Origin of the sequence: Pseudomonas sp. 58(2021) (genome assembly GCF_017491585.1) — a bacterium.
In the GTDB taxonomy this organism is placed as follows: domain Bacteria; phylum Pseudomonadota; class Gammaproteobacteria; order Pseudomonadales; family Pseudomonadaceae; genus Aquipseudomonas; species Aquipseudomonas fluorescens_BT.
In genome coordinates, this window is sequence record NZ_JAFGYZ010000005.1 from 57,321 (window position 1) to 70,465 (window position 13,145).

17 protein-coding genes are annotated in these 13,145 nt (G+C 59.1%); all 17 read right to left on the bottom strand.

What is annotated here, in order from left to right; translation table 11 throughout:
• Positions 1-10 precede the first annotated feature (10 nt).
• Positions 11-352: a hypothetical protein gene (locus tag J5M72_RS07280; RefSeq protein ID WP_207864882.1), complete on the bottom strand. Its 342-nt coding sequence runs from the start codon at positions 350-352 to the stop codon at positions 11-13.
• Positions 353-384: 32 nt separating this feature from the next.
• Entirely contained in the window at positions 385-1,140 is a 756-nt protein-coding gene (locus J5M72_RS07285; protein WP_207864884.1) for a C40 family peptidase, read from the bottom strand.
• Between the two features lies 1 nt (position 1,141).
• Positions 1,142-1,891, bottom strand: a complete 750-nt coding sequence (locus tag J5M72_RS07290) for a phage minor tail protein L (protein ID WP_207864886.1) — start codon at positions 1,889-1,891, stop codon at positions 1,142-1,144.
• 9 nt (positions 1,892-1,900) lie between these two features.
• Positions 1,901-2,239, bottom strand: a complete 339-nt coding sequence (locus J5M72_RS07295; protein ID WP_207864888.1) for a phage tail protein — start codon at positions 2,237-2,239, stop codon at positions 1,901-1,903.
• Positions 2,229-5,114 carry a phage tail tape measure protein gene (locus J5M72_RS07300; protein ID WP_207864890.1) on the bottom strand — a complete coding sequence of 962 codons (2,886 nt, stop codon included), beginning with the start codon at positions 5,112-5,114 and terminating at the stop codon, positions 2,229-2,231. The genes J5M72_RS07295 and J5M72_RS07300 overlap by 11 nt, the downstream gene beginning before the upstream one ends.
• Positions 5,115-5,117: 3 nt before the next feature.
• The gene (locus J5M72_RS07305; RefSeq protein WP_243433243.1) at positions 5,118-5,330 is read right to left on the bottom strand and encodes a hypothetical protein; all 213 of its coding nucleotides are present in this window, start codon (positions 5,328-5,330) and stop codon (positions 5,118-5,120) included.
• A 14-nt stretch (positions 5,331-5,344) separates the two neighbouring features.
• Positions 5,345-5,785: a phage tail assembly chaperone family protein, TAC gene (locus J5M72_RS07310; protein WP_207864892.1), complete on the bottom strand. Its 441-nt coding sequence runs from the start codon at positions 5,783-5,785 to the stop codon at positions 5,345-5,347.
• Between the two features lie 9 nt (positions 5,786-5,794).
• Positions 5,795-6,523, bottom strand: a complete 729-nt coding sequence (locus J5M72_RS07315) for a phage tail tube protein (RefSeq protein WP_207864894.1) — start codon at positions 6,521-6,523, stop codon at positions 5,795-5,797.
• An 85-nt stretch (positions 6,524-6,608) separates the two neighbouring features.
• A complete protein-coding gene (locus J5M72_RS07320; protein WP_207864896.1) occupies positions 6,609-6,974 on the bottom strand; it encodes a DUF3168 domain-containing protein in 366 nt (121 codons plus the stop codon).
• A complete protein-coding gene (locus J5M72_RS07325) occupies positions 6,974-7,417 on the bottom strand; it encodes an HK97-gp10 family putative phage morphogenesis protein (protein WP_207864898.1) in 444 nt (147 codons plus the stop codon). Before J5M72_RS07325 ends, J5M72_RS07320 begins: the two co-directional genes overlap by 1 nt.
• A complete protein-coding gene (locus J5M72_RS07330) occupies positions 7,410-7,751 on the bottom strand; it encodes a phage head closure protein (RefSeq protein WP_207864900.1) in 342 nt (113 codons plus the stop codon). The genes J5M72_RS07325 and J5M72_RS07330 overlap by 8 nt, the downstream gene beginning before the upstream one ends.
• Positions 7,751-8,050, bottom strand: a complete 300-nt coding sequence (locus tag J5M72_RS07335; RefSeq protein WP_207864902.1) for a head-tail connector protein — start codon at positions 8,048-8,050, stop codon at positions 7,751-7,753. Before J5M72_RS07335 ends, J5M72_RS07330 begins: the two co-directional genes overlap by 1 nt.
• Positions 8,051-8,362: a hypothetical protein gene (locus J5M72_RS07340; RefSeq protein ID WP_207864904.1), complete on the bottom strand. Its 312-nt coding sequence runs from the start codon at positions 8,360-8,362 to the stop codon at positions 8,051-8,053.
• Between the two features lie 58 nt (positions 8,363-8,420).
• Positions 8,421-9,623 (bottom strand): phage major capsid protein, encoded by a 1,203-nt coding sequence (locus J5M72_RS07345; RefSeq protein WP_207864906.1) that lies wholly within the window; start codon positions 9,621-9,623, stop codon positions 8,421-8,423.
• Positions 9,620-10,261 carry an HK97 family phage prohead protease gene (locus J5M72_RS07350; protein WP_207864908.1) on the bottom strand — a complete coding sequence of 214 codons (642 nt, stop codon included), beginning with the start codon at positions 10,259-10,261 and terminating at the stop codon, positions 9,620-9,622. The genes J5M72_RS07345 and J5M72_RS07350 overlap by 4 nt, the downstream gene beginning before the upstream one ends.
• Positions 10,248-11,462, bottom strand: coding sequence for a phage portal protein (locus tag J5M72_RS07355; RefSeq protein WP_207864910.1), 1,215 nt, complete (start codon positions 11,460-11,462; stop codon positions 10,248-10,250). The genes J5M72_RS07350 and J5M72_RS07355 overlap by 14 nt, the downstream gene beginning before the upstream one ends.
• A gap of 2 nt (positions 11,463-11,464) precedes the next feature.
• Complete coding sequence (locus J5M72_RS07360) at positions 11,465-13,144, bottom strand: terminase large subunit (protein WP_207864912.1); 1,680 nt, start codon at positions 13,142-13,144, stop codon at positions 11,465-11,467.
• Position 13,145 lies beyond the last annotated feature (1 nt).

The following is a 13,145-nucleotide window of genomic DNA, read 5'->3' on the forward strand; positions in this document are numbered from 1 at the left end:
GGTCTTGTATTCATCTGCACTTCTGAATTGAGTCTCGCAAGGATCCGCGTCCAAATTGCGACCATGCGACCCGCTGATAGAGTTTCGCCACGCTCCCAGCTTTCGCACGGCTGATGTCCAGCACATCATCTGTCTGCTGTGCAAAGCCGCTGACCAGGCGGTAACCGGAAGTCGTTTCACTCATACTGGCATTTGAGTTGTGCTCTTGCCACGCAGGGAAAACACAGAGTGCGAAGGCTTTCGGTGTTTTTGCAGAAGAAACAGTAATTGCCGGCGCTTCAGACATGAGGTCCGATGGCGATGAACATCCCGCCAACAGCGCTAACGCCAGCGCCCCTACGATCAATTTCATGCAGGTCACTCCTGTGGAAATGCCCCACGATATCACCGTGCATCCTTGTGGCGCAGCACCAAACGCGTGCGGTCGAGCCAAGGACCACCGAAAACGATGACCTCTGACGGCCGGCCATAGAGGTGGTGCAGCAGGAAAGGGCCAGGGCCGAAGGTTGCTGCATCCTCACCAGGCAACACCGGATCGGCGCCGAGAAAGATCCCTGCGTGGTTCGGGTAAACCGTCCGCCCCACTTCCATCACTATCATGTCGCCGCGCTGCGGCTGGTCGACACGGTAGAACCCGGCGGCCTCGTAGTTCGCCTCATACAGGCTGGTGTTTTCCTTGCTCTCCCACCAGCCGTCGGCGCGCTTGAAGGCTTCGAACTCCAGCCCCCACTCGCGCTTATACCAATCAGCGCAGACCTGCCAGCAGTCCCAGGCGCCGTGCACAAATGGCCGTTTGAGCAGCGGCACTTCACCGGAAGGCATGACGGTACGCAGGTCGCCCTCCGGCCAACTGATGATGTGCCACGGCATGGCCGTCGCCTCGCACATGGCCAGGTCGCGCGGTGAAGGCCGGCTGGTGGCGTCCGGATGCGAATGCACCACGCCGATCACCTCGCCTACGCCTTCCGCAGCCGCGTATTCCTCCGGGTCGATTCGAAATTCCTCGTTCGGCTCGGTAGAGACGTTGCGGCACGGGTAGTACTGCTGTTTTCGACCGATGCTCAGCAGCAGGCCGCAGCACTCCTTCGGGTACTCGGCGGCCGCGTGCGCCTGGATCGCGTTGAGAATGTGTTTGCGCATGTCAGCTCCGTGCGATCAGCGAAACGGCCGGGAAGCCACCGAACGGCAAGGGGTTGCCCTCGCCGAAGCGCGGGATGCAGCCCTTGCCCAGCGTGGCATCACACTCGTCCAGTTCAGGGTTGTCCGTAACGACGCCATCCTTGGTCACGTACGGGCCGGTGTAGCCGCAGTTCGGTCCTCGGTAGCCGCCGGTAAGGCACCAGTGGCACAGCGTCGTAGCCTGCCGGCCGATTGACTCGTTACCGACGTCGCCCGGGCTGGCCAACTCCCAACTGACATTCTCCCCGTCCTCGTTCGTTTTCTGGTCGATGTACCAGACCTCGATCGTCTCCTGGGTCGGATCCGCCGTTGGGTTGCCGGCCGGAAAGTTCACCGCGTCCAGGTACGTACCCAGCGTGTGACGCATGGTCAGCTTGAACTCGAGCAGATCCTCGAACGCCAGGCAGAGCGCCGTGATGCGGCCGTTGACGTTTCCGACCGACAGCGTGGGCCGAACGGCCGTACCGTCCCCGTTCGCCTCAATGCCGTCGATCTGCATTGGCCAGGCGCCGTACTCGTTGCCCTGCCAGTAGATCGCCTTCGCGGGGAGCTGATCGGCATTGGCGCCGGCGGCGATCAACTCAGCCGCCGTGTACGGGATTGAATGCCCGTGGAAGCGCAGAACATCCGCGCCGTAGTCCGTGCCGTCCAATTCAAAGAGCAGCACTTCGCTGCCAGGCTCAAGCACCTGGATGTCACTGATCAGCGGCATGATTGCCCCTTATGGAAGAAAGGATTGGGTGAATGTAGTGGTCAGGGTGTACCAGCCAGCGCCTTTCGGCGTAATCGACGGTGCAGTACCGCGATAGAAGGAAAGCTCCCCCAGCGGCGGCGTCCAAAAGAACGACTTGTTCCCGGCGTGACGATCAAGAAACGCCTTGATGTCCAGCGCGACAGCCTCCCGAACGACAAACGTCAGCGGCCAGGAATCGACCCGATTATTCGGGCCGTCCCCCACCACCTGTTCGTAACCATTGCCGAACTTCGATGATCGATTTCGGTATTCCGGCGTGCTGGTGGACTCGATCATCGGACACCAGTCAAACGTTTCAACGGCCATTCACAAGCCTCCAGATTTGTCCGCCGGGTTGGGTTTCCTTGGCGATTTCCTGCTGGGCACCACGCCGCGCGACATCCGCATAGGCTTGGCCAAGGGCCTGAGAATCTTGCTGCGACGCTCCACCCCCAGCACTCTCGACCTGAAACGACTGATTGATAACGACTTGTCCGCTGGCTGCCGGCGCAGCTGATACCCCGCCAGACAACCCGACATAACCGCCGTCCGCATAACCGCGCTTGTTCAGCCGGACCAGGTAGTCCTTCATTCCAGGCTGATCAACCACTTCTTTGCGGATCACAACCTCGCCGCCATGCACGATGCCGGCAGGCTCGTACTTGCCGCCTGGGCCGGTGTAGCCGCCATCATCAAAACCATATTGCGCGGTGTAGCCCGCGGCGGTGCTACCAAGAGACGCGGGCGCAGCGCCACCTCCAAAAGCGCCACTTATGGCAGCTCCAGCAGCGCTACCGGCGATGCTGGTGAATACGTTGGACGCAGCTGACTGGAAGGCCATCTTGGCCACCATCTTGGCGAAACTGGTTGCGACATCGCCGAAGGTTTTATCAGCACCAAACGCCCAATCTACGGCGGCATCGGTCAATCCGTCGTACAGCGACGTGAATGCAGACCTCGCCTGGCCAGCAACATCCCGAGCCTGGTTGAGGTAATTGTCGAACGCGGATGAGGCGCCCAGCTGCCAGTCGCTGCGCGCAGCGTCTTCGTCCTCGTAGTACTTCGTCTGCATCGCCAGACGCTGGTCGAGCGCCGATTTAAGCGACTGCGTTTCCTTGTCGTACAGCTCGGTGCTGAACTGGTCCTTGTTGCTCTTGTTGTAGTCCGAGGTCAGCTTGTCCATCTGCGACTGGTAGGACTGCTGAATATTGCGCTGCTCCTGCAGGCGCTTGCGCTGCTCATCACCCAAGCCGATGCCGGCCAGATTGTTATCGAGACCTTGCTGAGCGCTGGAAAGCTGGCTCTTCAGGTTCTCATCAAACGCCGCGAGCTTGCGGCGGGTTTCCAGCCCCTTTTCGCGCAGTGTGTTCTCGGTTTCGAGCGCAGCATTGCTCTTGAGCTGGGCGGTGATCAGTTCCTGGTTGGCCAGCAACGACTGCTGTTCGGCGGTGAGGGTTTTCTTGCCCTTAATGTCGGCAAGTTGCTGCTCCCACTCGACCAGCTTTTTCGCATTGGCACCCAGCGTCTGACTTGCGGCCGACTGGTCGCCGATCAGGGCGCTTTGCTGCTGAAGAACCGCATACTGCTGCTTCGCCTGGTCAAGCGCCTTGATGCCGGCGTCTTCCTGATACTTCGGCGTCTTGGCTGCCTTCGGATCCTTGTATTTGTCGTTGATGGCGGCGATGTCTTTCGCCTGCTGCTCAGCGGAGATCAGCAGGGAGTTGTCGCCTTTTGCCTTGGCCTGAGTGACCCGGCGCTCTACCAGCAGACGATAATCCGCCAGCTCGCGCTCACGCTTTACCGAATTGCTCTCGGTCTCCTTGCGCAGCTTGTCCAGCCGCACCTGGTCCTCCAGTGCCTGTTGCTGTTGCTGCTGCTGGTACCCCTTCGATGCGGCGCGCCGATCCTGCTCAGCCTTGAGCACCAGCTTTTCGGTTTTCTCACGCTCAAGCGCCTCCGTGCGGTAGCTGTCATCAGGCGTCAGATTGCTGAACGGGTCAGCCGGTCTGCCTTTCGGGTTGCGCTTGTTGCGTAGTGCGGCACTGTCGGCGATCGCATTGAGCTGTTCATCCAGCTTGGCGATCTGCTGATCAAGCGTTTCCTCACGCCCGACGTTCAGCGCTGCATCCCAAGCACCCTTGGCGGCGCTCTTCACCGCGCCCCAACTGGCCTCAAGGATACCGAGGTTTTGCTTGATGGACGTTGAGGTACGGTTCAAACCGTCCTCATACGCCGCGGTGGCCGCCGTCGCCGCTTCCTGAGTTTTACCCTGCTCCTGCAACGACCGGATGTGTTCGTAGGTGGTGGCCGTCAGGAAATTCATCGACTCGTTGAGTTTCAGAATTTCGCCAGCGGGATCCTTGGCGATTTTTTCGAAGTTCTCGACCGTTTTGCTGGCCGCAACTCCGGTCGCCGATTCGAACTTGATAGCCGCTTCAGAAATCGACTCAAACGCCGCCACCGGAATTTTGGTGGACGCTGCCAGTTGAGCCAGCACTTCTGACGCTTTGCCGACGGTACCGCCAGTGCTCGACACTTGGCGAGCCATGGTTGCTAAGCTGCTGGCCGTGGTACCGGCAGTGTTCCCAGTCATCGCCAGCGAGGTGGTGAACGCGGTCCCCTCGTCCGAACCCTGCTTGTACGCCAGCGCCAATACAGCAGCCGCCGCTGCGGCAAGGGTGAACGGATTGACCAGACCCAGCACGTAGCCGCCCAGTGCTTTGGCAGCCGGCCCAACACCGCCGAACATATCCTTGAGCTGACCGCCCTGCTGCAGGAACACCGTCATCGGGTTCTGTCCGGCCTGCAAGGACACCGCGATATCAGTGAACTGCGCCGGCACTCCGCGCAGGTTGGCAGCGTACTGCTTGGCGGTCTGGCCGTTCTTGGCCATGACGCGGTCGACCTTCTCGACTGCGTCCCGCTGTTCCTTCAGCTTATTGAGGTACATGGTGAAGTCGGCATTGTCGAGCCGACCAGCCGCACGGTGTTTGCGAAGCTGTTCTTCCATTTTGTCGAGGCGGCCGTAGGCCCCGATCACCGGGTCAATCTGGCCGACCAGCTTGTCGAGCTGGCCGGCCTGATAGGCCGCTTCCTTGGTGGCCGATTTCAGCGCCCGCTGGGCACGGTCCATGCCCTTTTCAAAGCCTCCGGTGTTGGCCACCAGATCGACCGTCAGTTGGCCAAGTGAATCAACCGCCATAAATCACCTCTTGACCGACTGCAGCAGCGCCAATAGATCCTGCGGCGTAGCATCTTTTGGCTTGGGCTTTTGACCCCGATCGGGAAGGAAGTCATCAAAGGTTGCCTTCCCGCCGTGCACGTTGTTGAGCAGCGTCGCCAGCATTGCGAAACCATGTTCGAGGCGGATGCCCAGATTCAGCGAACCGGCCTTACGGGCGTATCGCATCCAGTTCATTGCCTCGACGTAGGTCAGGTTTTGCTTTGCCTCGGCGATCGTGCGGCCGCCGATCCCCGCGAGGACGAGCTCGTGCCAGAACTCTTCCTCGGGGTCGATTTTTTTTCTAACGCGCCCTCCTTGACCTGATTGACCTCGCCAATCGCCGAGAGCAGCACAATTGCCAGCTCAGCACACAGTGGACCGTGCCCAGTCTCAGGCCCGCCAATAACGTCCGCAACGGTGAAGACTGGCTTGCCATCTTTGTCGACGATGCAAGACGCAATGCGCTGCGCGGTGATATCCGCGCCGCGGTCCTGCGCCTCCCAGCGTTCGGTGACAGAGATGTACGATTCATGAGCCACGTAGACGGTGGCCTTCTGAAGGACACCGCCCGAGTGCCATTGGATTTCCTTCTTCACCGACGGCGCGGCGAATGCGCCGGCGGCGGCCAGCGCTGCGATACTCAGATCCATGGGGATTCCTTAAACAGAGGTTTTGGCGATCAGCTCGATCTCGCCGGATACCTGAATACCGACGTTGGATTTCACGACATCACCGAGCCCGAACGTGAACGGGAACGCGTTCATGTAGCCCTCGAAGGTGAGCCAGGTACGGGTATTCGGGAGATCGAAATCGACGCTGTCGTTGACCAGGGCGCGAGCCGATGCCCCGGTGCCAGAGCCGCCGGTGAGGGCAACCGTAGGCACGGCGGTGTAACCAGCGCCCGGGTTGGTGATGGTGAAACCAGTGACTTTGCCGTCGGCAATTTGCGCCGTGGCAGTCGCACCAGTACCCCCACCGCCGGTGATTGCAACCGTTGGGGCGGTGGTGTAACCCGTACCTGCCGAGTTCAGCACAATGCCGGCCAACGAGCCTTCAGCACCCACCAAAGGCTGAATACCGGTTTCGGTGTCGAAGTTATAACCGTCCGACCAACCCACGACCCACTTGAGTTTGGTGCCTGCTTTTTTCAGCTGGTGCAGCCGCAAATGGGCAGGGTTTTTCGGATCGATATTCAGGCCAAACGATGCAGATCCCGGCTCAGCCAAACCTGCTTCGTACTCACGCGCCTTGGATTTGGTGCAGGTCACATCCATCTGCGCGATCGCAGTGTCAATCCCGTCAAGCGAGGTGAAGCAACCGACGTCGATGACGGTGTTGTTAGCCGGATCCAGCGCGAAAAGCTCCGTGCCTTGGGTGTTAATGGTCAATTTGGTACTCCCCGATTTCCTGTGAAATCACTGTTTGACGGGCATAAAAAAACCCGCCGGAGCGGGTCGTTCTTTCTGGTGCGATCTACTGGCTAACAAGCCAGGCGACGTCGAAACCTTTTCTGTAGCTGTACGTGTCCTTGTCACGTGCATCAATGCCGAAGCCGGTCACGTATGCACGCTTGGCGATCGCGCCGCGCAGCGCTTTCACTACGGCCTCAGCGCATGATGCCGTCTCAGCGTATACGTCCACCTGCAGGCCATACCGATCCGTGTCCGGGACGCCGTTGACGTAGTTGATCGGCGATCCGCTGACTACCTGCCAGACCGCGTAGGGTTTGGCTGTTCCCTCCGGTGCTTCGCCGTGAGGATAAAGCCGCGTCGGATTGGTGCCGAGCAGCGCAGTGACCGCCGGCGCGGCGGCGCACACCGTGAAAATGGGTGCAGTCATCAGTTCACCCCCAACTTGATCAGCTGGTACTTCGCCGAGCTGAGAAATTCTTTGAACAGCGCCTCGCGGTTGTTGGCCAGGGCCGGTCGGAGGAATGGTTTTGCCCGGTTCTTCTCGGTGCCCAGCTCAACCCACCACCAGTAGAACGTGTTCCCGCCCTTCTGGCCGCGCTTGCGCATGCGCACGCCCACGGAAATGACCACGGCACCTACTTCCTCACCGATCGCCTTGCGCTCGATCATGGCCAGGTTGGCCGGGATGAAATTCGCTGTTTCCGGATCGTCGATGCGCGCTGCACGGTCCTTGGCATCGAGCAGAACGATGTCCATGGCGTCCTTGGCCGCCGGCAGCACCACCTTGCGGCGCATTTCCTCGGTCAATCCTTTGAACCTGGCGGACAACTCGTCGGCGCCCTTGAGATTGAACCGGACAATGTCACCCATCGTTCACCCCCGAGGTGACCAGAAGCGTCAGATACTCCCTGCGAGACTTCGCGTCAGCCAGTGGAGGCCCGACGATTCCGCAAATTGTGCCGTCATCCAGCAGAACACGCATCGCAGCTGTAATGCCCTTCCGATAGCGAATGACAATCCGGGTTTTTGCTTCGGACTGACCAGCTTGGGCAGCGATGAAGTCGCGAGCGCTCAGATCCTCAACAGACGCGTAGACGGTGGCGAACTCAACCCACTGCGGGGTCAGTTGCTCACCGGTTTGGGGATCCTGGGTCGTGATCCTGTGCTGGATCTGAACCCGATGCTTGAGTTTGCCGGCCTGCATTAGAAACGCTTCCTGTACCAAAGCAGCCTTTCGACTGCGAGAGGGACGGCCGATGCCGCACCGCCGACTACCACAGCTTCGCGGTTCGCGTACCAGTGCCCCACCATCAGCAAAATTGCCTGCTCAACGTCCCGGGTGAGGCCCATTTCGCCAGGCTCAACCGGATCCGTTTCGACCAGTTTCCGATCACAGTGCTGCTCTACGTGGGCTTTGGCCGCTTCGAGGTAGCCACCGATCAACGCGTCTTCTTCGTCGCTATCGACTCGCAGATGCAACTTCACGGTGGTCATGTCGAGCATTTACTTGGCCTCTTTGTCGGCATTATCAGCAGCAGCCTTGTCCGCCGCTGCTTTCTCGGCGGCGGCCTTTTCAGCTGCGGCCTTATCAGCAGCAGCCTTGTCCTCGTTTGGAGCAGCGGGTTTGGTGTTCTTCGGCTTCGCAGCTTTCGGCTTTCCGTTGGCATCGAGTTCAACGACCAAGCCTTTGCCGAGCAGCACATGCGCGTACTCGTCATCGACGTTTTCGAACTCCTGCCCACTCTTTACTTGCGCCGAGACGGCGCCCAACAGTTCGGCGTTACCTACAAAACCCCACAGAGCTTTGATTTTCATGTTACCTCCAGAAACAGAAAAGGCCGGCAAATGGCCGGCCTTGAGCGGTGGTGTTGGGTTACGGCGCGACGGTGAACTGGCCCTTGACCAGCGCTTCCTTACGTCGAACGCCCAAGCCCAGGCGCTCTTCAGCCAGCAACGCAACCATGTTCTTGATGAACATGTCGTTGATCAGACCCATCTTGAACAAATAGGTCATCCGGTCGAAGAGGATCGCGGCGCGAGCGAAGTTAGCGATGAGGAATTCGCCACCAGTATCCGCGTCGCCTTCGTCCATGCTGTCGGAAGTGATTACCGGACGACCCCACAGGATCGGAGTAACCAGGCCTTGCAGGTTCGCGAACAAATAGCGGTTTTCACCGTCTTTCTGCAGCTCAATGTTCATCCAGTCCAGTTCGCTCATCACAACACCATCAGCGGAAAGCTTGGACTGCTTGCGAACCTGGTAGATACCGCGGCGCACGATATCGATGGACGTATCGCCAGCCTTGGTCAGATTGGCGTCGTAGACGGTGGCTTGGGTCATAAGCCCGTTCAGGTTTTCACCAGTACCATCACCTTTAAGGATCTGGTTTTCTTCTTCGAGCTTCAGGTCGTAGCGCAACAGCTCCTGGATGTAACCTTGCATTTGAGGAACGTCGGCCAACGCCTCTTCGGTTACCGGCATCCATACCGCGATCTTTTTGACCCGATCGGTTGCCGATTGGAAGGTCACGTCGCTCGTCGGCTTGGTGCCACCTTCTGCTACCGGAGCAGCGCCGCGCGTATGCAGCAGCTCACGGAAGTAGGTGTAGTTCTGGCCGGTGACCGGGATGGCGGTGAGCAGGTCGCGAATGCGCAGCTCTTGTCGAATGCCTGGCTGAATGACCGTGTCGTACACTGGCGCGACTACACCAGCACTGGTGACTTTTACTTCTTTCATTGCGGCCAGATCGGACTTGGTGACTTCGATCTCGGCGCGGTTAGACGAGTTCGAAGACAGGGCTTTGTAGCTATCGTCGCCCTTGATCATATCGACGAAAGACTTGCCCTCGCCCGGGATACCGCGCAGCTTGACGCCTTTCTGCTCCAGGTCTTGGACTTGGTCGATGACCTTCTGCAGCTCGCCCTTTTGGTCTTCGATCTGCTTCTTCAGGCCACCAGTTACCTGGTTGCCCTTCTGAACCTCGTCCATGGCTGCATCGTATTTCTTTTGCAGTCCTTCGAAGCCACTCTTCAGTTGCAGTTCAAGGGTTTCTTTCAGTTCTTTCACTTCGCTCATGGCGATACTCCAAAATGATTGGCAAAGATGGTGGAAATGTCTTTCAGCTCTTCCACGATCGCCGTGGCCTCGCTGCCGCCGTCACGGCGTAGCGCGGGATAGCCGAGCGAAGCGACGGCTGCCGCTTCCTTCTGCGAGAGACCCATGCGTTCGCGAAGGGCGCTCTCAAAAAGCCTGATGTCGGATTTGACGGTGAGAACCTGAGCCGCCGGGTTCATTCCGAATGGAACGAATGATGCTTCCCACAATTCGGCCTCTTTGATGACGCGGATCGTTCGACCAGCGCGCTCTTCGAAGTCGGCTTTGAGGGTGTTGAAGCCGATCGACATGCTGTCGAGGATCCCGGCTTTCATCAGCTCATATGCGTCTTTCGCGTAACTCACAGCTTGGTTTACCTTCCCTTTCACCAGAAGGCCGTGGTCGTCCTGCGTAAAGTCAGCCAAGCCGACTAGACGTGTCAGATCGTGATAAAGCGCGAGCTTTAACTTGCCACTGCGGGTTGTTTTGACTTTGGTAAAAGCACCGGGAAGGATGACGTCATCGCCGAGGTCGATGTTGTTGAACACCGCGGCATAGCCCTCGAAATTGCCGGCGTCATCCACGGCTTTCAGTTCGAACGGGACTTCAATTGTTGACATTGGTCTGCATCTCCCAGCGGGTGACCTTGTTGTATTCGTCGCCAGCCAGTGGCGGCAGGTTCTCTTTCTCGCGAACCTCGTTGATAAACATCCATCCAGACCCGCCAGATCCACCCAGCGCAGCCTGGTAATAAGCTGCTCGCCCTGCGCTGTCGGCACGAAGAAGCCCCTCGACCGTGAACTCGACGAAGCGCGATGATTTGCGATAAACCTTGTCGTTGAGCTCGTCTTCGACGGCGTCGATGTAGGGCTTCAGACCAAAGGTGATAAAGCCGGTGAGCTGCTGCTCGAGGTTCGACCCCATGATGGAAGTCTTTCCGGCCCGATTGGCTAGCCAGAGCGGTACCCCGTAGATACCGGCTAGTGCCTCTTCCTGAAACTGCTGGGACTCGATGAACTGGGCATCTTTCTGGCTCAGCCCAGCGGGAACAATCTTTGGGTTGCCCTGCAGGATGGCCATCTTGCCGATGTCGTCGACATCGCCTTGGCGAACATCCGGAAACTTTTCCATCACCTGGGCTTGTTGGGCCTTGGTCAGGAATTGTTCGTAGATGACATATCCGCCGGTGAAGCCGCCCTTACGCATGAAGCGAGACGACCACTGCTGACCAGCCTTTGCCAGCCCCATCGTTTCCGCCTGGTACTCGATCGGCGATAGGCCAACGATGCCATCCAAGCTGAAGAGCTTGAAGTGCAGCATGTTCTCCGACGAAACCGGAAACCGATCACCCTGCGGTGGCGTCACCCAATAAAGCAGTTCGTCTTCCGTGTCGATCGTAACGGTGTCGAACTTCAGCGGCACAAAACCGATGGGCTCACCGTTCCGGTTGCGCTCGATAAGGGCAAACGCGTTGCCTCGCAGCGCCATGTTCACCACTACGAACTTCAGAAAGTTCAGCAAGGTCATGTAGGGGTTTGGCTTGCGCAAAAGCTTGAGCGCTCTATCCGTCCCCGGGACTACTTTCCGACCAACCTCAGCGTCTTGATACAGCTTGAGCGGAAGTCCGCTCAGCGACTCGGAGAGGATCTTGATGCACGACCACACCATGCTGATGGAAAGCGCAGTCTTGGTGGTGACGCGGACACCGGACTTCGTACGCTTTCCTCCGATTTCCATGTCCACTTCGACGTAATCACCAGTGGTCGGATCGGTGTAGCCAAAGAATCCCCAGGTACGGGGGTTGTACCAACGAAATGTCATGGTCAGCCTACTAATCCGAAAAAGCCGTTATTGAGGTAATCGTCCATGCCGCCGCGCGCCTCCGGGTTCAGGGCAAGCAGTGAAACGGCGTTGAACGTGGCCATGAGTGGGTCGATTTTCGCGGTGCCCGAAGCCTGTTTTGTGATCAAAAAGGCATTCGCGGACGGAACGCCCTTGGCGTTGCCGCAAGCCCAGGCCATCAGAGGTTGACCGCAATGCAGCAGCGCACCCTCGGCGAGCTTTCGCTCAGTGGTTTTGATAGCTCCGGTCAGCTTCCAGCCTTGCGAAATACCAATTACTTGGTCTTCTTCGATACCGGCGTCGGCCAGCGCATCGAGCACCGCGCCGATGCCAGCCGGGTCGAGCCCGACCTTGTCGAGCAACCCGGCCTCATTGATCCGAGCGACAGTCGCCGCAAGATGCGCGACGTCATCGCCGATCTTTTGAACCAGCGTCAGGTCGCCTACCGCCGCCAAGTCCATCAAGCGCGGCGCTTCGGTCTTCCGCCTGGTCAGCACTGATGGGTGAGCATATGCATGAGCCCAGTGCAGCCAGGTGCGCGACTCTCTAACCCGCCCCATGACCGCCAGTCCCAGCAAGTCATCGAGACCACCACCGTCGACGCCCACCACGATCACCTCGCAGCGCTCAATGAGCGAATCCAGCGTCAGGCCCTTCTCTGCTTGCGGCTCCCAGAAGTCGGCGCCGACCCAGCTGTCTGACATCAGCGCCAGGCCAATCTCAATGTTGAGGAACTTGGCCAGAAACCCTCGTACCTCGGCCTCACCGTCGAGTTCGGCCTGCATAAACAGCCGCTCGAGGGTCGGCCTGTCCACCGAGTACCCCATGTTGGGATTCACCAGGTGGAAATTCTCGGGTCGGCGAGCCTCGCCGCTCTCAATCATCTCCGGCGGAAACTCGTAGATCACCGGCAGGAAGCGCGGATCTTCAATTCGGCCCTCGCGCACGCCGCGCGCGTAGCTGAGTTTCGACTTGAATATCCCGGCCGGCGGCTCGTTTGACTGAGTCGTCAGCCAGATGATGAAGCCTTCAGGCCGGGATAGCAGGCCGCCCGTGGCCTCCCGAATCATGTCCGGCGCCTTGACGTTCTTGCCGAACAGCCAGGCCTCGTCGATCAGGACGCCAACGGCCTTTTTGCCACCGACTACGTCACTATCTGCCGCCACGACCTTCAGCGTTGCGCCCGTCTCGCGGTGCGTGATCAGCTTGAGATGCGGCTGAACGTGGAGCAGATCGCTCAGCTCTTCGTCGTGCTTGACCATGGCCGCACACGGCTTGAATGCGTTGTCGGCAATCTCTTTGGTCGGTGCCAGGATGATGAACTCGGCTTCCAGCCTCCAGTTGCGAATCAGCGCGGTCAGCATGATCGCCGCCGCGATCGTCGACTTGGAGTTCTTCTTCGGAATGCAGAGGAAGTACTCGCTGATCAGGCGATGGCCTGTTTCGCTGTTGTAGCTGCCGAAGATCGCGCCGGCGAAATCAAGAACCCAGGGTGCGCACGCCGTTTCGATGGTCGGGCAGCCCGGCGCGTCCACGATCTTCAGCGAACGGAAAACCTCCAGCCCTTCCTCAGCTTCGGCGGGAAACAGTGGCGGCGGAATGATTGATTCGCCCACAGAGAGACGCTGCCACCAGTCAGGGCAGGCAGTTGTCCAAAGCATT